Origin of the sequence: Sphingomonas sp. SORGH_AS_0789 (genome assembly GCF_031453055.1) — a bacterium.
Classification (GTDB): domain Bacteria; phylum Pseudomonadota; class Alphaproteobacteria; order Sphingomonadales; family Sphingomonadaceae; genus Sphingomonas.
In genome coordinates this window covers 3260987-3286144 of sequence record NZ_JAVIYV010000001.1, presented here as the reverse complement: position 1 = coordinate 3286144, position 25158 = coordinate 3260987, and the positions used below count along the sequence as shown (strand labels likewise).

At 63.3% G+C, this 25158-nt stretch carries 17 protein-coding genes; 5 read left to right on the top strand and 12 right to left on the bottom strand.

Annotated elements, in window-relative coordinates:
* Positions 1-56 precede the first annotated feature (56 nt).
* The 9 genes from QE360_RS15030 to QE360_RS14990 form a co-directional block, all read right to left on the bottom strand.
* Positions 57-767: a hypothetical protein gene (locus tag QE360_RS15030; RefSeq protein ID WP_309702772.1), complete on the bottom strand. Its 711-nt coding sequence runs from the start codon at positions 765-767 to the stop codon at positions 57-59.
* Entirely contained in the window at positions 767-1924 is a 1158-nt protein-coding gene (locus QE360_RS15025) for a toll/interleukin-1 receptor domain-containing protein (protein WP_309702769.1), read from the bottom strand. The genes QE360_RS15030 and QE360_RS15025 overlap by 1 nt, the downstream gene beginning before the upstream one ends.
* Before the next feature lie 133 nt (positions 1925-2057).
* Positions 2058-3038 carry a CBASS cGAMP-activated phospholipase gene (locus QE360_RS15020; RefSeq protein WP_309702767.1) on the bottom strand — a complete coding sequence of 327 codons (981 nt, stop codon included), beginning with the start codon at positions 3036-3038 and terminating at the stop codon, positions 2058-2060.
* A 198-nt stretch (positions 3039-3236) separates the two neighbouring features.
* A complete protein-coding gene (locus tag QE360_RS15015) occupies positions 3237-4271 on the bottom strand; it encodes a toll/interleukin-1 receptor domain-containing protein (RefSeq protein WP_309702765.1) in 1035 nt (344 codons plus the stop codon).
* 269 nt (positions 4272-4540) lie between these two features.
* Positions 4541-7141, bottom strand: coding sequence for a DEAD/DEAH box helicase family protein (locus tag QE360_RS15010; protein WP_309702763.1), 2601 nt, complete (start codon positions 7139-7141; stop codon positions 4541-4543).
* Complete coding sequence (locus QE360_RS15005) at positions 7141-8658, bottom strand: site-specific DNA-methyltransferase (RefSeq protein WP_405052684.1); 1518 nt, start codon at positions 8656-8658, stop codon at positions 7141-7143. The genes QE360_RS15010 and QE360_RS15005 overlap by 1 nt, the downstream gene beginning before the upstream one ends.
* Before the next feature lie 186 nt (positions 8659-8844).
* Positions 8845-9747 carry a restriction endonuclease gene (locus tag QE360_RS15000; protein ID WP_309702758.1) on the bottom strand — a complete coding sequence of 301 codons (903 nt, stop codon included), beginning with the start codon at positions 9745-9747 and terminating at the stop codon, positions 8845-8847.
* A 528-nt stretch (positions 9748-10275) separates the two neighbouring features.
* Positions 10276-11088 carry a DUF6250 domain-containing protein gene (locus QE360_RS14995; protein WP_309702756.1) on the bottom strand — a complete coding sequence of 271 codons (813 nt, stop codon included), beginning with the start codon at positions 11086-11088 and terminating at the stop codon, positions 10276-10278.
* A 2-nt stretch (positions 11089-11090) separates the two neighbouring features.
* Positions 11091-14276, bottom strand: a complete 3186-nt coding sequence (locus QE360_RS14990) for a TonB-dependent receptor (protein ID WP_309702755.1) — start codon at positions 14274-14276, stop codon at positions 11091-11093.
* Positions 14277-14676: 400 nt separating this feature from the next.
* Between QE360_RS14990 and QE360_RS14985 the strand changes: the two genes are divergently transcribed.
* Together QE360_RS14985 and QE360_RS14980 are read left to right on the top strand one after the other, a co-directional pair.
* Positions 14677-17316: a TonB-dependent receptor domain-containing protein gene (locus tag QE360_RS14985; RefSeq protein ID WP_309702754.1), complete on the top strand. Its 2640-nt coding sequence runs from the start codon at positions 14677-14679 to the stop codon at positions 17314-17316.
* Positions 17316-18395, top strand: a complete 1080-nt coding sequence (locus QE360_RS14980; RefSeq protein ID WP_309702752.1) for a histidinol-phosphate transaminase — start codon at positions 17316-17318, stop codon at positions 18393-18395. Before QE360_RS14985 ends, QE360_RS14980 begins: the two co-directional genes overlap by 1 nt.
* A gap of 58 nt (positions 18396-18453) precedes the next feature.
* On the opposite strand, the gene QE360_RS14975 is transcribed toward QE360_RS14980, so the two are convergent.
* Positions 18454-19347: a LysR family transcriptional regulator gene (locus tag QE360_RS14975; protein ID WP_309702751.1), complete on the bottom strand. Its 894-nt coding sequence runs from the start codon at positions 19345-19347 to the stop codon at positions 18454-18456.
* 126 nt (positions 19348-19473) lie between these two features.
* Between QE360_RS14975 and QE360_RS14970 the strand changes: the two genes are divergently transcribed.
* Positions 19474-20445, top strand: a complete 972-nt coding sequence (locus QE360_RS14970) for a quinone oxidoreductase (RefSeq protein WP_309702748.1) — start codon at positions 19474-19476, stop codon at positions 20443-20445.
* Here QE360_RS14970 and QE360_RS14965 read toward each other — a convergent pair.
* Positions 20345-20854: an efflux RND transporter permease subunit gene (locus tag QE360_RS14965; RefSeq protein WP_309702747.1), complete on the bottom strand. Its 510-nt coding sequence runs from the start codon at positions 20852-20854 to the stop codon at positions 20345-20347. The genes QE360_RS14970 and QE360_RS14965 overlap by 101 nt on opposite strands.
* Between QE360_RS14965 and QE360_RS14960 the strand changes: the two genes are divergently transcribed.
* A complete protein-coding gene (locus tag QE360_RS14960; protein WP_309702745.1) occupies positions 20835-21989 on the top strand; it encodes a nitronate monooxygenase family protein in 1155 nt (384 codons plus the stop codon). The genes QE360_RS14965 and QE360_RS14960 overlap by 20 nt on opposite strands.
* Entirely contained in the window at positions 21989-22303 is a 315-nt protein-coding gene (locus QE360_RS14955) for a 2Fe-2S iron-sulfur cluster-binding protein (RefSeq protein WP_309702742.1), read from the top strand. The genes QE360_RS14960 and QE360_RS14955 overlap by 1 nt, the downstream gene beginning before the upstream one ends.
* Positions 22304-22509: 206 nt before the next feature.
* On the opposite strand, the gene QE360_RS14950 is transcribed toward QE360_RS14955, so the two are convergent.
* Entirely contained in the window at positions 22510-24957 is a 2448-nt protein-coding gene (locus QE360_RS14950; protein ID WP_309702737.1) for a TonB-dependent receptor, read from the bottom strand.
* Positions 24958-25158 lie beyond the last annotated feature (201 nt).

The following is a 25158-nucleotide window of genomic DNA, read 5'->3' as shown; positions in this document are numbered from 1 at the left end:
AAGAAGCTCGCGCGTGGGGGCTGCCACGTCGACGCAGCAAGTATCGCGACTTCGTGTCAATCGCCGCGCCGAATTTCTTCCGAGAACAGGAGGTTGTCGAGTGATTCCTGGATCAGCAGGCCGAACGGGATGAAAGGTTCCAATTCGTCTTCTGCTCGGCGTTCGGTCGCGGAGCCCTCACGATAGTCCTCGTCCTCGGCATCAGTTCTAATGACATTGACCTCAAGGTCCACGATCCGATGCTGCGGCAGGCCGAGGCGTTCCGCAAGCTGGCCGGGTTGGACGAGGCTGCCAAAGGCCAGTACCTTCGCACCATGTTCCATGACACTGATCCGAATTAAATCGGGTTGCGGCGGGTCTCCCAGCATGATGACGTACGACGGTCGATACTGTTTCACCGCAGCCTCGAAGGTGGGCATCTCTCGCCGGCCGAGCGAGAGATGGGAGGCCTGCCAGAAGGAATCGTCCGCAAGGTCGATGTCATTATCGGTGGCATGGTATGGAATGAGGCGCGACTGCCGCTCGTCGCGCCCTACCGCTTCCTCCGGATCGAAGCTGGGCGCTGCGTCCATCGCTGCTACCGCGATCAGCGCACGGGTGTCTTCGCGCCATGGCACAAGGATCGCGTCAATTGCACTCGGGCCTTCCAGCGTCCGCGTCAGTTCAACCAGAGCACTCTCGAACTGGGCACCGAAAGCGTCATCGCGACGGAGCGATCGTTCTCGCCTGCTTGCGTAACTTGGCGCGGCAATAAGAATGTTCTTCATCACAATAGCCCCTGGTGGACGTGGCGCATCGCCTGGAAGATCCGGCGTTCATCAACGAGGGCACATTGGCTGGTCCGAGCAAGCCATTCGCAATCGATCCGGTTCGTATGAAGCTGGGTTTCCAGCGGGCCGATGATCACCTTACGCTCTTTGGGCATTGCGGCATCGCTCGTTCGCCTGAACTGTTCGGTAGCCGGCGGCCGCGCCGACGTCGCCAAAACGTAGTGCTTCTTTCCAGTCGCATCACTGGCTTCGAACAGTCCGTCGTCACGGGCCGTGACTGACACATTCGCTCGCGCGGCAGCATTTCTAACAAGGAGGCGCTGATGGCGTGGCCGTCGGCCAATTTCGGTAAAATAATGTTGCTGGACAAAGTGGACGGCGCTGTCGATGTCCGGAGTAGAGAGTCCGTTGGCCCGAAACGCTGGGCCTGAAGCCCTGCCACGTAAATCGAGGCGAGCGCGAATCCCGGAAAAGGTTTGCTGCCCGCCCGGCAGATCGATCGCCATCCTGCCGAGACGATAGCTTACGGCAACCGCGTTTTCGCCGGCGACCCACGCTGAGCGATTCACCCGAGCACTATCGAGCGTCAACACGCATGCTTTATCGACCAACTCGTGACGGATGCGCTCGAGGAAGTCGCTACCCGGTGCCGTGCGAAACCGGTCGAGGAAAACGTCGAACTGTCTGCGGGACAAGGCATCGAACAGCTGTTCGGCAAAGACTTGGCTGTCTTCGTGACGATAGCTGATGAACAGCCGAAACGCGTCGCTGCCGATCGTCGCTGCCGTAAGGATCTCGGGTACCTTCGCTGCGATGGCCCCGTGCGCGTACCAGCTTGCGACATTGTGCCTGAGTATTGACGGCAGAGCGTTTGCGGGGACGCCGTTGGGCAGCAGAACGATCGCTTGGTCCCAAGGCAGCGCATTGGGGGAGAACGGCGCTGGCGAACACACGTTGTCCGCGACCCAAACAAGGACGCGGCGCACGGGCCCTGAATGACTGCTTGCCCAGCAACCTTGAACACCGGGAGCAAAGCTGCCCTCGCATTTCGATTGCTGACGCCGTGCATTGCCGCGCAGCAAGGCGTTATGAATCCGGCCATAGAGATCGCGCGCATCATTTACCGCACGCGTGGACGCGGTGCTGGCGGTCACGACAACTTGGACAACGGAAGCCGACGACGCCGATGACCATGCCTGACAGTATCGATGGTGCCCGTTGTCCAATTGAATGAGGATCTGTGACGTAGCCGGTCTCCTTAAGTTTGAACGCGTTAGCCGGCGGTGATCAGCATGAATTTTTATATCTGGGGGCATGCAAGCCGTCCAGGAAGCGCGCGTTCACCACCGCGAGGTTAGCGGCCTTGCGACCTTCGCCATCACCCAACGACGCCAGCCGTTCGATCGTGTCCGGATCAGCGCGGTCGAGTGTGTATTGATCAGAGGGGACTGAGGCGTCGATTCGATGGAAACCGCCAGCAATCAGCTTGGCTTGCGTGCGTGCCGCTTCGACCTGGGCCTCGAACATCAGGCTGATAATGCCGACGTTCCACCCAAGTGCACCAGCATTGCGCTGATTTGCAATGTTGAAGGGCGACGATGTCGTGCCGATGCTCAGCACGTCGATGTTGGCCGGCTGCTGTCGGAGAAAGGCGAGCGCTTCGGTGACGCCCACCATGGCCGGGCAATTAGCCCACACGCCGCCGTCGACATAGCTGGCGCCCTGATGATGCGAAAATCTCGCAGCCGCATAGTATGTCGGCGCCGCGGACGTGGCGAGCGCTACATCGGCTGCCTTGGCGGGGCCATCGTTAGTTAGTCCTTCGCAATGACATGTCTTCATTATGTAGATGCGTCCGGCCACCGCATCGTAGGTCGGGATCGCAAGCCGGTTGACGGAGTCGCGCAAGCGTTTGTCACCGAGGATTGCCGTCAGTTCATCGCGTAAAACCTCGTGCGAGTGTTTGGGACGAAACAATTGCCGGAGCGACCCAAGCCGGCTTTGCACATTGGTGCTCGGAAAGATGGCCGGTCCACGCTTCACATAGAAATCGCGAAGTTCAGTAGCACTGAAGCCGAGGCCCAGACCGATCGCCAAAATCCCGCCCGTCGAGGTGCCAGTAATGAGGTCGAAATGATCGCTTGCTCGCTTGCCCGTTTTTGCTTCAAGCGACGCGAGCACCGCAGCTGTAAAGGCGCCCTTGATGCCGCCGCCATCGAGGGCCAGAACTCTAAACGTGCGTCGCCGCGCGATCGTGCTGTCGTTCATTGCTCCCTCCGATCCCCGTTGGCCATTAACCCCGCGGCGCCGCTAGATGCGGCATCTAGCGGCAATCAGTCCGTTCCGAAAAGGTGATTTTGGTCCGAATTGCCGGCACTTGAGATTTATGTTGTGGATTTCAAGGTAGGTCGCTCGACGGGCGGCACCGTCGGTAAAGTCGCAGCTAGCCCTTGATTAGGAGGGATTTCATCTCGGCCCCCGCGAACCCGCCAATAATCGCAGTACCGATGCTTCGAGTTGTTCTCGTGACGATGCCGGCTGCACGGGCAGTTCACGTGCGGCACGCACCACCATGCGCGTTGTGTCATCGAGCTGCAGGATCCAGAGCCTGAGTTTGTGCGCGGCATGTCGCTTGAGCGCATGCTCGAGCTCGTCATGGCAGTAGGGGCTGCAGGCGTATTGGGCACAGTATAATGCTACGAAAACATCGCATGCGGCAATTGCCTCGGAAATCGACGTGTTGATGGCGACGTCCGGCGGAAAGCTGTCAATATCGCGTGTTACAGTGAAATTGCGGCGGAGAAGCAACGCTTCGACCTGATCGGCCTCGGCTGCCCGTTCGCGCGGATAGCTGAGAAACACGCGCCGCGACGCGGGCGCTACCGTGTCGGCCAACGATAACGGCCCGACGAGGGCCGTCAGGACCTCATCGAGACTCACCAGGGAAGCCGGTTCGCGCAGCCAAGCGCCGAGATCGCCCAGTCGATCCTTAAGCACGAACCGCTGGCGCTCGAACGAACCCGCCGCAGCGCCGCCGAAACGCGGGATCGGCAGCGCGGGAAACTCTCGCGCTTCAGCGAGCCGCAGCAGCATTTCAGCCGTGCCGCCCGGCCGGCCCCCGGCGGCGATCAGCACGTGAGCATTGTCGAGCGCGGTAAGCTGCGCGAGTAACCATGCATAATGATTTAGCTTGCCGTCATCCACGATCCCGGGGTGGCGGAATGCATTGATACGACACCCCAGATCCTGTTTCAAGCGATCGACTTGGTCCTCGACTTGTGCAGCATCCGGAAAATGGACGTCGATGCGCCCACGCATGCCCGCCGACGCCGCGCCGCGCAGGATTTCGAGGTCGATCGAGTCTTCGAACGGGCTGCAGACGACAAGATCGTGACCCGATTTTGCGATGTCCGCGCCAAGTTTGAATATGGCTGCCCGCATGGCTGCCAATTCCGTGTTGGATGAGGTGACAGCAAAGCTGCCGATGCAGAAGATTTTCATCCCCGGCTCCATTCCATTTACGCTGTCCGATCGCAAGGGGAGCGCCTGCGGCCGTGCGAGGCGATAGCGTCGATAGTTCAACATCACGAGTTGAAAAGCGGCCGGACAGCTCCCGAACGTCGGCTTGTGAAAATAGCAGACGTTCAGCCTGTGGAATAAGAATGACAGGTTTGTCCCAGATCGAGCGACCCCGCCCGCACTTCCTCAATACGAACCAACTCCTAATTAGAAAAACGGAAAAACCCTGCGGTTTTTGCCTATGAGGTTATTCACAATTGAGTCCGGTCAATCATCCTGTCGATTTGTTGCGTGACATTGCCGCCACGATCCAGTTCCGCCCAAAGGAATAGCACCTCGCCACCGCTTACCTCCTGTAACCGGGCACCGATATTCTTCTTCTCGAGGCTTTCAGCACTGTCCGTGCGATCGGCACCCTTATATTCGATGACGAGCTTTCGGCCATCCGTCAGCTCGGCAATGAAGTCGGGGTAGAAGAAGTCGGTCGAGGTCGGTAGTCTGTACGACCAACGGGTGCGGTCGACGTTGCGTACCCAGCGGTGGACCGCAGGATGATCGTCGATCTGCACGGCGGCCTTCCATTCCTCCCCGCCATGCTTCAAATCGCCAACCTGTGAGAAGAGGTGGTTTCGAGGCCGCCAAGGTCCCGAATAGGGCGTTCGCGGATCATAGCCCTCGTTGCTGAAGCTGAAGCCGTTGTCGCCCAACGCCAGCACCGGCACGATGTCGCCAAGCAATAGCTGAACGCCGCGTGCACCGGCTTCATGGCGAAGTTGGCTGACCCGCGCCACGATCGCGCGACGCAGTGCGAATTTACCGCGCACCAGTTGGGCCAGCGGGATGCGCGTGGCGACGCCCTCCACCACGCGTCGGCAATATTCGAGGAAGATCGGCTGCGCGACATCGCGCTGGCGGGTGGTACGATCGAGCCAGCGCGATAGCGTCGCAACGTCCCAATCGGTCGCATCGTCCAGCGCCAGTTCGGCAGCGGCGTCGATGCGGCTATAGACGACCCGATCGCCGTCCACGTCCATCTCAAACGTGTCGGGCCGGTCGGTCAGCGCGAAGCCGGGTAGGCTGGTGTCAACCTGACGCAGATCCCAGCCGCCGACGTCTACAAGCGTTTCGGGAAAGACGATCTCCAGCTGTCCGTCGCGCTCAATCGCGAGGCGCGGCAATGTCAGCACCTCGCCCTGTTCGGCGGGCGACAACGATGCAGCACGTTGCGCGATGAAAGCCTCGATCGCCGTCGTCGGAGTCAAGCCGGGCGCACTTACCGCCGCAGCGACCTCGCGCAGTACCGTATCGGAGGCGGCGGTGTCGAAGGTGATCGCGACGCCGCCAGCGCCATCGTCGGCGATGCGGGTCGCCGAAACCATTTCGGGCGTCCATCCGCTCTGGTCGGGGCGTTCCTGTACACGCAGCACCGGCAGCTCGGGCCGGGTGAACAGCGGCTGGTCCTCGCGCCAGTCGAACGTTTCGGGTTGTTCGACAATCGCCTCCAGCGCCGCGCGCTCGTCAAAGCCCATCTCGGTCAACCGGTCCTTCAGTCCTTCCGCCGCGTCGAAGAAGTTGCGTTCGGAGACATGGGCATAGGCACGATTGAGCTCTTCGGACGATCGTCGGGTCGCAAAGGGCATGCGAAGCACGCGCCCCAGCAACTGCTCCACCGCCCCACCGCTGCGGATGCTGGCGAGCGAGCAGAAGACATAGGCGAAGGAACAGTCCCAGCCTTCCTTCAGCGCATCGACGGTGATGACATGTTCGATGATGCAGGCCGGATCGAACAGATTAATACCATCCAATTCGCGCTGATTGCCCGTTGCGACCGCAATCCGATCTTCGGGGATGCGGCAATCGTCGATAAGATGGCGTTTCACCACGTCGACCGTCGCCTCGGCATCTTCTCGCGCAGGCTGGGCCTGATAAAGCGCGATTGGGCGGATGCCGCCGCCGTCTTTGGCGGCAATGCCTTCTAGCCACGCGCGGTTGTCGACAGCGTGGGCGATCGCCGCCTGCCAGCTGGCATGCTGCGACAGATGGATCGGCAGCTTGATCATATCCGCCGCCTTCAGCTCGGCGGCGGTGGCGGAGACGATGACATTGGATCGCACCGGCGTCGCAGTAAACTCCACGACAGCCGCGGGCGCGAGACGGCCGAACGTCTCACCCGACAGGGTGGAGGTGAAGTTATGGGCCTCGTCGACGATCACCAGCGGGCGGTGTAGCTTCAACAGGTTGGCGAAGCTGGCGATCGGCTTGCCCCGGCGCGGCCCGGCTTCGTGCCGGGCAAGATCCGCCCCGGCGGGCAGCGCGGCGAAGTGCGGCTCCAATTCTTCATCGTCGCGATAGACGTTGCGGTCGGCGACATTGTTGACGCGGAAGGACTGGACGGTGGCGACGATCACCGTCGCGGCATCCGCCATGTCCTGCGGGCGAATTTGCCGCCGCTCGTCGATGCCGTACACGCGCACCGCGCCGCCGAACTGCGTCTCCAGCGCTTGGCGATAGGGATGGCCGATCCTCTTCAGCGCGCCCAGCGTCTGGTCGGCGATCGCGCTTGAGGTGACCAACCACAGCACCACCGGATAGCGACGCGCCAGATAGGTATCGCGGGCGATGCCGATGGCGTGCGCGGCAAGCAATGTCTTGCCGCCGCCGGTCGGCAGGCGGAGGCAACAATAGGGCACGTCTGGCAACCCGGCTAACGGGCGATAGGTCGCGCTATACGCCCCGGGCTCGCCGATCGCACACGCGGCGGCATAAGCGGCCGCATGGTCGCGGATCGCCGCTTGGTCGAGAAAGGTGCGAAGCGCGTCGAGCGCCCGGCGCTGATAGTCCTTCAGTTCCATCAGCGGGCCTTCACGTCATAGGGGGTCTGCTTGAAGACGACCTGGGCTTCGGCCAGCCGCGCCGCGCCCAGCTTCGACCATTCGCCATAGACGGTCATCGGTCCATCCCAGCCACTTTCCGCCCGCAGTCGCTCGAGCAATGCGGCGGTCAGAACGTTGCCACCGCTGACCGACCGGTCGCCGAGAATGCCGTTATAGAGCAGCGCATAGGCCATGCCGTCATGCACCCCCAATACGGGCGTATCGGCAGCGCCGGTGAAGGGCGTTCCCGTCTCGCTGAACCAGACATGGGCGGCGAGCGTCGCGAAGCGGATGCCATCGGCGATATGTCCGTCGGCCTCGAACACCGGCGCGCCCAGCCGAAAATAGCGATAGCCGCCGCCGCCGGTCCAGCCGACCGCTTTGGATATGCCACCCTGTTCGCCCCCGATCACCTTGTCGAGGCGCGGCTTGCAATGGGTTTCGGCATGGTCGCCCATCTCGATCCCGATCCAGCGCCGCCCCATCTTATGCGCCACCGCCGCGGTGGTGCCCGAGCCGAGGAAGCTGTCGAGCACGAGGTCGCCAGGGTTGCTGGCGATGTGGAGGATGCGCTGCATCAGGCGTTCGGGTTTGGGGGTGCCGAAGCTAACGTCGGCTCCGAACAGTGCATTCGCCTCCTTCTTACTCTCATCGGTGTGGCCGACTTCCTCGTGCGGCCACCATGTCCACGGTACCAGTCCTTCCACTTCGGAAAGGAAGCGCACAACGCTGGGCTGTGCGTTTCCGTCCCGGCCCCAATAAATCCGGCCCGCAGCCTCCAGTTTCCGGAACTCACTCTCCACCATGGACCAACATCGTCCTTCTGGTGGGCGGTGGGAGCGACCGTTTGGCGCAATGATCTCGTACATTTGGTTCGGTCGGAAACCCTGCGCAGTCATAGGCAATCCTCGCCAGCGCTTCGCTGGATCGGTTTCCTTGGAATTAACTGGATTTCGGTAAATTTTGGCCTGCTGCTCGTCGAGCGGTAGGCGATTGCGATCGGTTTTAAAGCGGTCTGGCGACTTCGCATACACGGCGATGTATTCGTGCACGTCGCCAATTGCGCCGCGGTTCTCCCGTGAATATCGTTTCTGCCAAACTGGACTGGCAACAAAATTCCGCCGCCCAAACACCTCATCCATCACGACTTTGAGATAATGCCCCTCATTGTCGTCGATCGACACCCAGATGCTGCCGTCCTCCGCCAACAGCTCGCGTAACAGGACGAGGCGCGGATAGATCATCGCCAGCCACTGGCTGTGTTCCAGATTGTCGTCGTACTGCTCGAACGCCGACCGCGTATTATAAGGCGGATCGATATAGATGCATTTCACTGCGCCCTTGTAGTAGGGCAACAGCGCTTTGAGAGCGTCGAGATTGTCGCCCTGGATGAGCATGTTGGCGGTGTCGGCATCGCCGCCGTCCAGCGCCGGCACCGCTTCCAGCAACCGATAGGGCACCGCCGCCGCCGCGCGCACATCCTCCCCGCGCGTCATCCAATCCAGTATCGGCACCTTGACCCCTGCGTTTTAACGACCTGACGCTCGTACTAGCGTCCAGCCATGCCAAAGAGCAATGCGGTTGCTCCAGAACATAGCGACGTATGACCGGCCCAAGTCTTGGTTTGGTCGATCGAAGAAGAGGGCGCAGAACCTTGCCGTTCACTTGCCAGCGACGCGTGCCTAACTTGCGGGCGCCAAGAAATAGACCGGAACGATCGGCAAGCGACGGCGCGCCTGATCGGCCAGTTTGGAGTAATTCTGAACCCAAAGATCGAAAAAGCGCCGGGCATCGATCAGCGTGACGCGTCGCGTCTCCTGATTGCGGGCATAATCCTGCGCATCCTTCGTGAAACCGGCCAGGCAGATATAGATGCCGACGTCGCCGGGTGACAGCGTGGCCAGAAACGACTTCAGCCCATCGCTATCGACCTTGGACTGCCAGCGCTTCACCTGTGCCTTGATCCGTGGCCCGACGGTGGCCAGGGGATCGGTGAAGGCGATGATGTCGACGCCGTTATCCTTGCCAGGCGGCGAGACCCAGGAAACGTGATAGCCCATGCCGCGCAACAGATCGGCGACCATCTCCTGAAATTCGAACGGGTCGCTGGAGTGCAGGAACTGGGAAATTTCGGTCCAGGCGTGATCGAGGGCCGCTTCCACGGTGACGCTGAGTTTCTCTGCCGCTTCTTCAATCGCATCGGGCTGCGCCGCTTCGCCGGGCATCACCTCTGACGCATCGCGCTGGGCCTTCCATGCGCCATACAGCCGACACGCTTCCTTGTAGAAGGCTTCGGGATCGACATGGGTTTTATAGGCCTTCTGCCCGATGTCCGTGACGCTCCAGACCCCGCCGCTCTTCAGGAGCCAGCCAGCCTTCACGCAGTCGACCGTCGCAAAGCGCAGGATCTTTTCGAACCGCTCGCCGCCGGAGGGATAGTGCCCCTTCTCGAATGCAGTGAGCGGGATGGCGGTGCGGACGGCATTCATGGCGGCTGCGGCGGCCATACCCTCCGGCTCGGCAAGAAGGGCTTCGAACAGCTTGCGCAGAAACTCACCTGTCCGACGCCGTGTGATGTTCGCCATGTTTCGCTTCGTATCCTTGAGCGTTCGCTCGCCTGATCGCTGCTCTTTATCGTCTCAAATACAGCCCGCATACCGCTTCAGGTTCGTCAAAGACATTCTCCGCCATCATCGGGCGATAGACAGCAATCGATGTGTCTGGCCGATCTTATCCTCGAAGTCCCGGAACGCAGGCGGCGGGGTCGATGACCAATGTCGCAAATAGGATCTGGCGCAAGGCGGAGGCTTGCTCGGCTGTACGCCATACTGTACCCCTCGCTGTGCAACCTGCGGACAGACGGGTTGCACGGTAACGCAAAATCAATGACTTAGCGCGCGGTAAAATTAGGTCAGGAATCCTGTCTCCCCGACCATTTCCAAGAATCTCAGTTTTCGGCCGTTTTTTGATGGCCGGGCCGACGCTCTACGTAGCACATTTACGTAGCAGTCCAAAAAATGGTCGCTCATCCCGGCATCTTCGCGAGGCGTGAATCAGATCGCGACGCTCACATCAATCAGGCCCGCTCGCGGTGGGTCGGTCGCATCGGTGGTCTACTCCAGATTACGGCCAGAGGTGATGGAGATAGGGCGCAGGCGCCAATGGCTCTGCGTCGTGCGAAAGGCGAACCAGCCTTGCCGATAGGGCGCCGCGTCACGATAGGCGAAGAGTAGGCGGCCGTCGCGCGTCACGGAAATCCCCTCGTGATCGGCGGTCAGCACGATCCGGGTCCATCGATTGGGGTATAGCAGGTCGCGCGAGCGGGCGGGCGCACGCTCTCCGATCAGCGGACGGTTGCCAGGCTGACCCACATAACGCCGCATCCGAACGGTCGTAACGATCCGGGTCCATCGATTGGGGTATAGCAGGTCGCGCGAGCGGGCGGGCGCACGCTCTCCGATCAGCGGACGGTTGCCAGGCTGACCCACGTAACGCCGCATCCGAACGGTCGTATTCCGATTGCCACCGATGCCGACATAATAGGTGGCGAGGGCGTCATAATCCTCGAACCTGCCATGGCGACCGGCAGCCAACACCGAACCGTCCGCGACGGCGGGGTCGGTTGCCATCCAGAAGGCGTTGAGGTCGCTCACTTGATCGTTGGGTCCGCCCGCCGCGACAGCCTTTGCCTCGAACACGATGCGAACCGGCATCGCCAGACGGCGGGCGTACCACAGGGTCAAACCGCGCGCCGTGTCGATCTCGACTCCGTCTCCACCGAGGAAGGTGACACGCGCCGCCGGGTCCTCCGCCTCGATCCGCCATGCGGACGGCGGCGGCGTTCGGGCCCGAACACAGGCGGCAGACGCGCTCTTCGCGAGCAGCGCAAGACCGACCAGCCCGGCTGCGATCAGAACCACCCGCATATTTACAGTTTCAGCTGCGCGCCAAGGAACACGCGCCGTCCGACATCGGTAAATTCGATCGGCCGCGCATCGTCGATATAGGATCGCGTCAACTGATTGGTCAGGTTCATCGCCTCGACAAAGACCGAATAATGGACGCCCAGGCGAAGCTGTACCTTGGCATCGACATAGGTTTCGCCGCGCCGGTACACGGGGCTGTTGCCGTTGTTTGCGCTGGCGGCCTGATAAAGCCAACTGCCCCGCCGGTTGTAATTGATCCGGGCGTTGAGCCAGTGGCGGTCGAAGAAGATGCTGGCATTGTAGGTGAATTTGGACAGTCCGGGGAATTCGGACAGCGGCTCGCCCGTCGCTTGGTTGGTGAGGCCGCTGTTGATCGAGCGGCTACAAGTGATGTTCCCGCTGAGCCCGAACCCGTCAAATGGCGCGGGCAGGAAGCCGAGCACGGTCTGGGCACTTGCCTCGATCCCGTCGAGCTTCGCGCCGAAGCCGTTGAGCGGTTGGCGTACCGTGTACAGCGTGCCGTCGCGAAAAAGGTCCACGCCCGCCACCGTCGCGGGGGGCAGCACGAAGCTCTGGATGTCCTTGTAGTAATAACCGATACTGATCGCGGTATCGCGGTTGGGATACCAGGCGGCATTCAACTCATACTGGTCGGCACGATAAGGTTTCAGATAGGGATTGCCTGCCGAGCAGGTGTCCTCACCCGCGATCGTATCTGCCGTGTCGATCACGCAGTTGATCGCGGGGGAAAGATCGCTGGGCTTGGGCCGTGCCAGGTTCTTGGCATAGCCCAGTCGAATGAAAAGGTCGGGCCGTACTTCCAGTGCGGCATTCGCGGCGGGCAACCAGTCATGATAGCGATTTTGCAGCGTGATCTGCTGAACCGCGACCGTCGCGGTTTCGATCACCGCCGGGATGGTGCCGACCCCGGTTCCCGGCCGTACGCGATTTTCGCGGCGCGTGTTGCTGCTGACCGAGCGGTCGCGGGTCGCCGTATAGCGCACCCCGACATTGCCCGTCAGCGGCATTCCGAACAGACGTGTGTCGATATCGGCCTTCAGATAGCCCGCGACGATACGCTCGTTGATGACGTAATCGGGAATTTGGGGAAGGCCGTCCGCAAAGCGCACGCGATCCTGGTTGAATCCCGACAGGTCATAGGAACGCGACAAATTGGCATAGTCGAACAATGGGATGGCCAGTCTCTGGGGCGCGCCCTCCGCTCCTGAAATCCCGGTGAACAGCGGCGCTCCGCCGGTCAGCCCGCTATTGGCCGCGAGGAACTGCTGATACTGCGCTGTGGTGAGGTAATAGGTGTTGGCCGCCGCTCCGCCCGCGGGAACCGGGCCGATCACGGTCGTATAGGATATGTTGTTGTTATACTGGTAGACGGCGGGCGATGCGGCGATCCCGGCAGACGGAACCGCGGTCACGGCCGCCCTCAGCAGGCGGGCGCCACCCGCCCCGTAGGATACCAGATCCTGGTTCCGAAACTGACCACCAAAAGCGATGGCCTTGAGCGGCCCCCAACTGACGGCATAGGTCGCATCCAGCTTCAACTGGTCTTCCGAGGCATCGTTCTGGCCGGGGCGATATTGCAGCACGGGGCCCGTCTGATTGAGCAACTGCCCATTCGCGCCGCGCCGCGTGGCGTCGGCATAGCTGAATATGGCGGCGGGATCGAACGCCGCCGGAAACTGAAGGATGGGCAGACCGTCGGGGTTGCGCCGGTCGATCATGATACCCGGTACGCACGTGGTGATCCCCACCAAGTTCGTCTCATCGATCCGCGACGCCCTGGAGGTTGAGGCTAGGCCGATCAGGTGCAGCCGGTCCAGATCCCATTCGAACCCGGTCTGGAAATAGCGGCTTTCCTCGTCGTAGCGAAAGTCGCGGCGCTGCACCCCGACGATGCCGTTCGCGCCACGATAATTGGCAGTCGCGCCATCGGTTGCGGCGTTTACGCCGTTCAGCGCGGTCAGCACGCTGGTCAATACATGGTTCTCGGTCGTGACCGTTCCCACCGTCGGACGCGGACGGGAAGCGCCGCCGGCGGCGTTGGTGGCCAGCGGCGCGTCCAGGTTATAGCGCGTCAGGTCCAGGGTCCTGCCAGTCCCGCTGCTCAGATTGACGGTGTAGTTGGTGTCGCGCATCCGTTGGTTGCGCCAGTTAAGCTGCGCCTGGGTCCAGATCGTGAAGTTATCGGCGACGCGATACTGCAACTGCCCGTCGAACGAGGTCCGGGCATCGAATCGATCCAGCACCCGGTATCGTGCGGAGTTGGGAGCCCAGTCGAAGAACTGGGTCTCGCACGCCAGCCGTGCGGCGGTGGCCTTGGCGGCGGTTCCGCCCGTCGTGCCCGCACAGCTTTCATAGGTCGAATAGGCCGCATAGTCCGGGTCGGCGACGGTCTTTTCGCTCGACCGGTCGAGATCGAAATACCGCCGCCAGTCGGTATTTGCGATGGAGTCGCCGCGTGTGTCGACCTGACTGTGTGTCACGTTGAGCAGCACGCCGAGCCGACCGTCCAGCAGGTCGGCGCGGCCCGCGGTAAGATTGACGCGCGGGCGCCATTTCTGCGCCAGGTTCAGCCGCTGCGCCTCGCCCTTGATGCTGAAGATGGGCTTGAGCAGTTCGAGCGGACGACGGGTCTCGACGCGCACCGTCCCGCCGATACCCCCCTCGGTCAGATCGACCGTATAGCCCTTATAGACATCGATCGACTTGACCAGCTCGACCGCCAGTTCGCGAAAGTCGCCGCTCCGCTCGCCGCCGGCGCTCTGCTGGCTGACGCCGTTGATCTCGATTCGGTTCAGATCGGGCTCGACGCCGCGGATCGACACCTTGCTGCCCTCGCCGAAGTCGCGCTGCAGCTGCACGCCGGTGATTCGGGCCAGCGCCTCGCCGACGTTCTTGTCGGGGAAGCTGGCGATGTCGTCGGCGACGATCGAATCGACCACCGTATCCGCCTGCTTCTTGCGCGCGATCGCCGAACGTAGCGAGGCCCGCGTCCCGACGACCGTGATGTCGGCCGCAGTGGCCAGGGGATCGGTCGGAGAAATCTGATCATCAGCGGGGGCCGCCAAACGCCCTTTTTGCTGTGCCAGCCCCGGTTGCGCCATCGCGATCAGCGCCGCACCGGACATGGCGAATTGCACCGCTCGACGGCGGCCGATGACCAACGACATTATGATACCCCCTTATTCAGATGGGAGTTAGGTAGAAAAGCGGTGAGCGGTCCCGCGACAAAGTTTTTCCTGCGTCCGAGCAGCTAATAGTTGGGACGGGGGAGGGGGCATGGTCTGAAGCGGCACTCGCCCGAGTGCGTGCAAGCCTTCGCTGAAGATCGGCTTCAATCCTTATGCATGCTGGCCAAGTGCCGTTTGAGCGCGGATATTCGCATGGGCTGGAAGCAGCCCGGCCGCCTGGCGGAATGGACATTCCAAGGCGGCGGCGCGGCAGGAGCGAAAGGTGGGTCTGAGCTTGCCCGTACACAATCATTTCTATCAAAAGCCTATCGAACCGATAGGATATTATGTCGATGCAAATGCCAACAGGCGTCGCAGGGTCGGCAAGGGGGGTTGATGGATGAAGATCGTCGTGATGAGTCTGTTGGTCGGCGCATCGCCCATGGCGACCGCAGCGGCACAAGACGCGGCCCCTCGAGCGAGTATAGAAGAGTCGAAGACGGGCGACGAGATCGTGGTCACCGGGACGCGCACTGGCGAACGTACCGTCACGACTTCACCGGTACCGATCGACGTACTGCGCGGCGACGACCTCCGCGCCTCGGGCTATCAGGAGACGAGCGAGGTGCTCCGCCAGCTTGCGCCGTCCTTCTCCTTCGCCAATCCGACGACGCCGGACGGCAACACCCATATCCACTCCGCTTCGCTGCGGGGGCTGTCACCCGACGAGACGCTGGTGCTGGTCAACGGCAAGCGCCTCCATGGCGCGGCCTGGGTGAACACCGGTGGCACGATCGGGAAGGGCGCGACGCCGACCGACCTCAACCAGATTCCGGCGGCAGGGATCGGCCGTATCGAGATCCTGCGCGACGGTGCCTCGGCGCAATATGGCTCCGACGCGATCGCAGGCGTCATCAACATCCTGCTTCGGACCGATACCGCACTGCACGCCACGGCCAGCGCGGGCACGACCTATGACGGCGGTGGCGACACCTATGAGGTCTCGCTGGGTGGCGGGCTGAAGCTGGGCGAGGGCGGCTTCGTCAACGTCACCGGCTATTATCGCGATCATCAGGCGGCGAACCGTGCCCAGCCGGACACGCGGCAATTCTATTTCGGCCTTTCGCCCACGGGCGCGCCTCAGCCATTGTCGTCGCGCTATGGGGCGGGGATCGGGCTCAATCCGCCCGGCGGCGTCACGGGAACGCGGCTCGACCCGCGCGAGGCCAGCGTCGACCGCAACGTCTGGCGCTTCGCCGATCAGGGTGACATCAAGGACGGCTCCGTCCTGGTCAATCTCAGCAAGCCGCTCGGTAGCGTCGAACTCTATGGATTTGGCGGCTATCGCTTGAGCGAGGCGAAGAGCAACGCCTCCTTCCGCCGCCCGGGGCAGGACGAGAATGTCCGTGCGATCTACCCGAACGGCTTCCTGCCTTTCGTCGATACCGAAAGTACAGACTATACCGGCGCGCTCGGCCTGCGCGGCGATCTGGCCGGTTGGAAGTGGGACCTGTCCAGCGTCTATGGCGGCAACCGCATCGAGTATCGGACACGGAACACGCTCAACGCCACGCTGGGGACCGCCAGCCCCACGCGCTTTTACAACGGCCGCTATGGCAATTCGCAGTGGACGACCGACCTGACCCTGTCGAACAGTGTCGAGGCGGGGCTGGCTGCGCCGATCGACGTCGCGATCGGTGCCGAATATCGCCGTGACGGCTACAAGATCGGTGCCGGCGAGCTGGCCAGCTATCAATATGGGTCCGCACGCGTACTCGACGGCCCCAATGCCGGCGCGATCCCGACGATCGGGTCGCAGGGTTTCGCGGGCATTCAGCCGAGCGACGTGGTCGATGTCCACCGCGACGCGATCAGCGCCTTTGCGGAAGCCGGACTGGAACCGCTGCGCGGCTGGACGGTCGATCTCGCCGGACGCTATGAGCATTATTCGGACTTCGGCGACACCTGGAACGGGCAGGCGTCGACGCGCTTAGCCTTGCCTGCGGGGTTCGCCCTGCGCGGGTCCATCGGCACCGGCTTCCACGCGCCCAGCCTCGCCCAGCAATATTTCAGTTCGACCAGCAGCCGGACGATCGTCAACAACACGACCGGTTTCCCCGAATTCGTCCTCGTCCGCACCGCGCCGGTCGGCTCGGCCCTCGCCAAGGCGCTCGGCGCCCAGGCCTTGAAGCCCGAGACGTCGACCAACTTCGGCGGTGGCCTGACGTACGCGGCTGGCCATCTGACGGCGTCGGTCGACTATTATCATATCGACATCGACGACCGGATCATGCTGTCGTCCAACTATGTCGATGCGTCGGGCAGCCGCCGTCTGCGCGACTATCTCGCCGGCATCGGCATTCCGGGCGTGACCAGCGTCCGCTACTTCACCAACGCGGTCGACACCCGGACGCAAGGTGTCGACGTGACCGCGGCCTATGCGACTCCGCTGGGCGGATGGGGCGATCTGAAGCTGACGGCAGCGTATAATCATAACCGGACACGGCTGCGCCGTATCGCGGCGACGCCCCCGCAAATTACGGCGCTGGGTATCACCACGCCGCTGTTCGACGTCGTCGAACGGACGCGCGTCGAGCGCGGCCAGCCGCGCGACAAGGTAGCGCTGGGGACGACCCTCCGGACCGGGCCGATCACCTTCGATGTGCGCGCCACCCGCTATGGCCGGGTCGAGCAAGTGGCGCTGACCAACCAGACGCCTGCCGCCGTCGCCCTGATCGCGCAAGGATCGACGCCCTATCGCACATTGCCGACCCAGTCCGGGACGCGGGGCAATGTCGATGTGATCCAGCAGCTGGAGCCGAAATGGGTGACCGATTTTAGCTTCACCGGGCAGGTCAACCGCAACCTGGCGGTGACGGTGGGCGCCAACAATCTGTTCAACGTCTACCCGACCGAGAACATCCGGTCGACCGCCGCGCTGACCGGCGCCGATACGTTCGGCGTCTTTCCGTACAGCGAATTCTCACCCTTCGGATTTAGCGGTGCCTTTTATTATGTTCGTGCCCGAGTGAGCTTCTGATGGCGGCGCTGCTCAACCGGCGCGAGTGGATCGCGATGGGCGCGGCGGTGGCCGCGACACCGGCGATCGGCACTGGTCTTGCCGCACGGACCCGGCTGTCACTCAACGAGAACGCCTGGGGACCCTCGCCAAACGTCGCGCCCGCCATCCGTGCGGCGGCGGTCGGCGTGGAGCGCTATGTCGAGCAGGCCGAGGTGGACGCGCTCGCCCGGCAGATCGCCCGCCTCGAAGGCGTCGCGCCCGAGCAGGTCGTGATCGGCGAAGTGCTCGAAGCACTCGGGCTTTTCCTGGCGCGCAGGCGGGCAGGGGGCGGCGAGATCGTCTTCTCGGCGCCCGGCTATACGGCGCTGGTCGATGCGGCGGCCCCGCTTGGTGGTCGGGGCAGGCCGGTGCCGCTCAATGTGCGTTTGGAGAACGACCTGCCGGCATTGTCGCGCGCGGTCGGCGGGGACACATTGGCCGTGTCGCTGGTGAACCCCCACAATCCTTCCGGTACAGTGAGCGAGGCGGGAGCGTGGCACAGCTTTCTCGCTGATGTGTCCGGCCGGACGCTGGCTGTGGTGGACGAGGCGTATCTCGAATATGACGACCTCGCCGAGCTGTCGGCGATCCGGCATGTGCAGGCGGGGCGCAATGTGTTCGTCTTCCGTACCCTCGCCAAGATCTATGGGCTGGCGGGGCTGTCGATCGGTTACGCCATCGCGCAGGCTCCGCTGGCGACCGCCTTGCGTCAGGCGGGGATCGGCGCACCGCATTCCCTGTCCCGTCCCGCGCTTGCGGCTGCAGGCGCAGCGCTGGCCGACCAGGGCCATGTCGCAATGGTGCGCGACCGGACGGCGGGGGAGCGGCGGCGACTTCACACGGCGCTCGACGCGCTGTCGCTCCGCCACACCGATGCGCGCGGGAACTTCGTCTTCTTCCGCACGCCCGCAGCAAGCCGAATCCGCGCTGCGGCCGCCACCGCAGGCATCGAGATTGCTCGGCCCTTCCCCCCGCTTGATGACTGGGTACGCGTGACGGTCGGACGACCGGCGGAGAACGACCGCTTTCTTGCCGTGCTGCGGCAGGTGGCCGGATGACGAACGCTCCGGATCTGGCGGCGATTGCCGATGGCTTCCGGAAGCTCGAAGCATAACCCTATGCATCGTCGCTGAACGCCGAGACCGCCATGTCGACAAAGGCGCGCAGGCCTGCCGTCATGCGACGATCGGGCAGGCGGACGAGCGTCAGCGGACGAGGTGCGGGCGCGTAATCCGCCAGGACGGGGATCAGGCGCCCTGACGCCAGATCACCGTCCAGCGTCACGCGCGATTGCAGGATGATGCCATAGCCCGCGACCGCCGCTTGCCGCAGGGCGGCTGCGTGATTGATGCGCAGGCGGGGCGGGGGCAGCGGTACGACATGCTCACCGCCCGGACCGACCAGCGTCCATCGGTCGTCCGCACCGAATTGCGCGAAGCCGATCAGCCGATGTCCGCGCAAGTCGACGGGCGTCTCCGGATGACCGTGTCGCTCCAGATAGCCCGGCGCGGCGGCGAGCATCAGGCGATAAGGGGCAAGCGGATGGGCGACCAGCCAGTCATCCTCCAGCGCACCGATCCGAAAGGCCAGGTCGAAGCCTTCCTCGATCAGATCGACCTTGCGGTCGCCCAGCACCAGTTCCGCCTGCATGTCCGGAAAGCAGTCGAGATAGGTGGCCAGCAAGGGCGCGACCCGTTCGGTGCCGAAGGCGATCGGCGCCGCGATGCGAAGCCGACCGACCGGCGTCTGCGCCACCTCGGCCCCCACCGCCTCCGCGATCGCGACATCCGCCAGCACGCGGCGACAGGATTCGGTGAAGCGCCGACCGGCCTCGGTCGGCGACAACCGCCGGGTCGTCCGGTGCAGCAGGCGGGTGTCGAGCCGCGCTTCCAGTGCATTGACGTGCTTGGCCACCATCGTTGCCGAGATGTCGTGCGCCTTCGCCGCGGCGGTGAAGCTGCCGAGGTCGACCACCGATACGAAGATCGCCATGCTGGTCAATCGGTCCATTACAAACCCCTGGTTCGAAGACGTCGCAGCCTATGCGGCTGTTTCCGACACTGTCCAGCAGGCATCCTCCGTTCATTGGCAACTAAGACAAGGATGATCGGCGATGGGTGTGTCGAGGATAGTGCGGTGAAGGCGTTGTTTTTCGATCGGTTCGGGGGCCCCGAGGTCCTGCGCTATGGCGATCTTTCGGATCAGGCTCTCGACGCTGGTTCGGTGTTGGTGGAGACCAGCGCGGTCGGCCTGAACTTCGCCGACATCTATCGCCGTCAGGGCATCTATGTGCTGGACGGCGAAGCGCCATGGATCGGCGGCTATGAGGGTGCCGGGCGCATCGTCGCAATCGGGACCGGCGTCGATCGCTGGCGGGTCGGGCAGCGGGTCGGGTTTCTCGACGTGCCGCGCGCCCATGCCGAACGGGTGTACGCGCCCGCCGATCGTCTGGTCGCGCTGCCGGACGATATCGACGACCGCACCGCCGCCGCGCTGTTGCTGCAAGGCGTGACGGCGCAATATCTGGTCGAGGATAGCGGCAGGCTGTCGGCAGGCGACCGGGTGCTGGTCCAGGCCGCATCGGGCGGCGTCGGGCGGCTGCTGACCCAGATGGCGGCGGCGCTGGGTGCCGAGGTCCATGCGCTGGCCTCGACCCCGTCCAAGCGCGAACAGGCGCGGTCGAACGGCGCGAGTGCGGTCTATGGCTATGACGATTGGGTGGTGCAGGTGCGGCGGGCGACCGGAGACGGCGTCGACCTGATCTATGATTCGATCGGCACCACGCTCCACGACAGCCTCGCCGCCTTGCGTCCCGGTGGCCGCGTGGTGATCTTCGGCAAGGCGGGTGGTCCACCGCCCGCGATCGATCCGCTGTCGCTGATGGAGCAGTCGAAGGGTGTCGTCGGAGGCGATCTCTGGACCTATCTGAACCGCACCGAAAGCCGACAGAGCCGCGCCGACCGCCTGTTCGCGGCCCTGCGGGCCGGCACGATCACCGCGCCCGCGATCACCACCTTCCCGCTGAGCGAAGGGGCGGCCGCCCATCGACTGCTGGAGGATCGCCGCTTCGCGGGCAAGATCGTCCTGATCCCCGACGGTCCCCGGTAACGGTGATCGTAGCCAAGCCCAAAGTGTCGGCCGAACTCTCGAAATAGAGGAGGTTCTTCACGCTCGACAGCGCGCGCTGGACGAGTGAGACGACGCTGTCGTTCAGCGTCTGCGGCGTGTCACCGGGATAGCTGGCGAAGATGCTGACGGTTGGCGGTGCGATGCTGGGGAAGCGGGCGACGGGCATCTGAGAAATCGCGATGACCCAGGCGAAGACCGGGCGGTCGATGAAGAATTGCGCCATGGCTAAGCCCGTCGTGCCGCCACTCCAAGAGCGTTGGTTGACCAGGATGCCGGGCGGGGCTCGGCCCTGCCCCTCGACGATCACGGTTTCGCCCGCGCGCAGCCCCAACTGGATGACATAGCGGCCCTCAACCAGCGGGCCGAGCGTGATGCAGCGGAGGGGCACCCGGTCCTACCTGCCGACCACGCTGACCTGCGGCGTGTCGTCGCCCGCGCCGGTAACGGCCTGTTGCGGCACGGTCAGCGCGGACGAACATGCCGCGCAACAGCCGCTCGCCGGGATTTGGCACCTCGAGGCGGACCAGCGCATCGCCGGTGCCCGGATCGACGGCGATTCCGCCCAGCTGAATGTCAATGGCGGGCGATCGCGCTCGGCCATCCGCTGGGGGCAAGCGCTATGGTCTCCAAACCATGTGCGAAGGGGGGGGCCGGGGATGCTGACCGCACTGACCCAGCCGACGCCTGACGATCTGCGGCGGGAGATCGACCGCTGCCGGACCATGACCGACAAGCCGTTCGGAGTGAACCTGACGATCCTGCCGTCCGTCTCCCCGCCACCCTATGCCAAATATCGCCGGGCGATCATCGACAGCGGCGTGACGATCGTCGAGACGGCAGGGCATCGTCCCCAGGAGCATGTCAAGGATTTCAAGGCGCACGGCATCACGGTGATCCATAAATGTACCGCCGTACGCCATGCCGTGTCGGCCGAGCGGATGGGCGTCGACATCGTGTCGATCGACGGGTTCGAATGTGCCGGGCATCCGGGCGAGGATGATATTCCGGGGCTGGTCCTGATCCCCGCGGCGGCCGACAAGGTGAAGATCCCGATGCTGGCGAGCGGCGGTTTCGCCGATGGCCGGGGGCTGGTCGCTGCGCTGGCTTTGGGGGCAGAGGGTATCAACATGGGCACCCGTTTCTGTGCAACGGTCGAGGCCCCGATCCATAATGGGGTCAAGCAACTGATCGTCGCCAATGACGAACGCGCGACTAACCTGATCTTCCGTCGCTTCCACAACACCGGGCGGGTGGCCAAGACCAGCGTATCGGACCGGGTCGTCGAAATCTCCGCGCGGCCAGACGCCATGTTCGAGGATATTCGGCCGCTGGTGTCCGGCGCCAAGGGACGGACGGCTCTGGAAACTGGTGATCTCGATGCGGGGTTGGTATGGGCCGGGCAGGTGCAGGGGCTGATCCATGACGTGCCGACCTGTCGACAGCTGATCGAGCGGATCGTCGGCGATGCGCAAGATCTGATCGCCGGTCGCCTGTCCGGCTTCGTCACCCAGGGAGCGGCGTAATGGCGACGGTCGAGGTCATTACCCGTGATGGCGACCGTTTCGAGGTCGAAGGCGCTGATGATGTCAGCGTCATGGAAGCGATCCGGGATGCCGGTATCGACGAGCTGCTGGCGATGTGCGGCGAATGCTGTTCCTGCGCGACCTGCCACGTCTATGTCGAGGCGGGGGGAGGGGACTTGCCGCCGCCCGGCCCCGACGAAGACGATCTGCTCGACAGCAGCGCCTATCGCACCGACCGATCCCGCCTGGCCTGCCGACTGACCATGCGGGATATGGGCACGGGCTACCGGATACGCATCGCGCCCGAGGATTAGGATGGGCGCGATCTCATCCGCCGCACGCCCTGGCCGGACTGCGGGAGGTCGGGTTCGTCGACATGTGACCTCCATGAGAAAGGCTTGAAGGACGGTTCGACGTGTCCTTCAACTAAAAGCTACTTACGGCTCGCCTTTGCCTGTTTCACGTCAAATCCGCACCACCATCCTTCGAGGCCAAACATCTAAAGCGCGCATGTTGCGGATCAGAGGCGACCGCGCACCGTGATCCCGAAAGTTCGCGGTGCGCCCGGATACCCCTGTACGATCCCGGTCGACTTGGTCACCCCCAGCAGGTTCACGTAATAGGCCTTGTCGAACAGATTCTCGACCCAGAGCTGAACCTCCAGCCGCTTGTCATCCATCAACAGGCCGACCCGCGCCGAGGTCAGCGCATAGCCCGCAATCTCCGCCGCCGGATCGAGCGTGATCGTCGTGTTCTGCCGGGTCCGCCAGTTGACGTCGACCAGACCATAGAGCGCGCTGTGGTCCGACACCGGTCGGGTATAGTCGGCGGTGATGTCGGTGGTCCATTTCGGCGCCCAGGCCACCTGCCGCCCGGTCAGGTCGCAGGTCGGCGCGCTGATCTGCACCGGGCAGACCGAGTTGCGGAACGAGGCATAGATCGCCCGGTTATAGGCCAGGAACCCCTTCAGGTGCAGCGGGCCCAGAAACGCCTCGCCTTCGCTCTCCACGCCCTCGGACACCAGCGCGCCGACATTGGCCAGGAACTTGGTGGCGGTGTTGCCGACACCGATCGACTGGTTGGCCTGATAATTCTTCACATAGGTATGGAAGGCGGTCAGGTTGAAGACCAGCCTGCGATCGAACCACTCGGTCTTGATCCCCGCCTCGATATTATCCGCCTGTTCGCCGTCGATGTGCTGGCCCGCGCCCAGCGCGATCGCCGTGGCGATGCCCTTGTCCGGATTGCTGCTGTTATAAGGCAGCAGGTTGAACCCCTTGGATTTATAGCCTCGCGCGCCGGTGACATAGACCATGACCGTATCGACCGGTTTCCAGTTCACGCCGACCTCGCCCGACAGCGAATTGTCGGTGACATGGTCGGCCGCCGAACCGAGCTGTGCATTCGCGCCGCTGGACGACAAGGCGAGGAGCTGCGCGGTGCTCAGGCCACCACGATTGGCAATGACGCCGTCATAGCGCATCCGCTTTTCCTCCCAGGTCTGACGAAGCCCCAGGTCGAAGGCCAGGCGACGGGCTTCGTCCGGATGCCATGTGGCATGGCCGAATACCGCGCTGGTCCGGGTGTTGAACACCGCATGGCTGTCAAAGCCCGCGCCGGTCAGCGCCGAGGCCCAGCCGCCCTTGCCCCACATCAGGCCATTGGCCGGATTGGTGCCGAACAGCGTCGCGTTCGGATTGCCCGCCCAGAGATGATATTGCGACCCGAAGCGGATGCGCGAGTCGACATCGAGCTGCTGCCGCGAGAAGAAGGCACCGACCAGTCCCTCCAAGGGATGGCCGGTGACCGAAGCCCAGCGCACCTCCTGCGACCATTGCTGGACCCGGTTGCACGAACCGTAATCGCGGATCGCATCCAGCTGGGTATAATCGTTGTCGTTGTTGGTGAAGCAGGACCAGCGGCTCCACGCGCCAATCGAGGTGATGGTGCCGAGCGCGTGCAGGTCGATGTCCTGCTGCAGGCTCAGCGCATCGGTTTTGGTCTGCGCGTTCAGCGGGGAGTCTATGTTCATCTCCCGCTTTTCCTTGGAGCTGACGAGCAGCGTGTAACCGGCCGCCGCCATTCGCGCCTGCAGAGCGCTTGGGTTGTACACGCCCAGCGTGATCGGCCCCATGGAAGGGAAAGCCTGGGTCGCATGCGTGCCGATCACGCGGATCGTCCAATCCTCGGTCGGATTGGCCAGCAATTGCGCACGCACGCCTTCGCCCTGCCGCGCATTCTGCCAGCGACCATTATAGACGTTGCGGTAATAGCCGTCGGTGCTGCTGGAAAAGGCCGAGAGCCGCAGCGCCAGCTTGCCGTCGATCAGCGGGCCGGTGACGGTCCCCTTGATCTGGCGGAACCCCTGATTGCCGATGGTGAACTCGGTCGCGGCACCCAAGGTATAGCTGGGCTTCAGCGTGTTGATCAGGACCGCGCCCGCCGTCGTGTTCTTGCCGAACAATGTGCCCTGCGGCCCGCGCAACAGCTCGACGTCGGCGATGTCGTTGAAGTCGTTCGACACCATGCCGAGCCGCGCATTATACACCCCGTCGACGAATACACCGACCGAGGCGTCGATGCCGTCGGTGTTGAAGCCGTTATTGCCGATGCCTCGAATGCCCAGGTTCAATTGCTTGGGGTTGGTCAGATAGACCGAGAAGGACGGAAATTTGGTCTGGAAATTGGTGAAGTTGACCAGGTTCTGCCGCGCCAATTCCTGCGAGGTGATGACGGTGACGGGGATCGGCACCGACTGGATATGCTCGTCCCGCCGACGTGCGACGACGACCAGGTCGCCCTGATCGGGGGCGGCGGCGTCCGAACCGGTATCGGCGGCGGCGGGCGAAGCCGGAGCTTGCGTCGTCTGCGCGTGAAGCGGCATGGCCCAGAGCGCCACACCCGCCAGCGACAGGGACGCGACGCTATAGCCCGTGCGGCCCCCGCCGCGCGAAGTCTTGACAACCATTTTCATTGCTCCCCCAAGGACTCATGTCCGCATTTCGGGGGCGGATAGGCACGGTCAGGGTCATTTTCATGACAGATTTGCAGACACTACGATGACAATGTTGTCGCAACGGCAACATTTTTTTCATCTCCCTATCACTGGCGCTCGGATACTCTGGCGAGCGCAAGAAATGGGGCGTAAGGCGCAGCCATATCTTCCTTC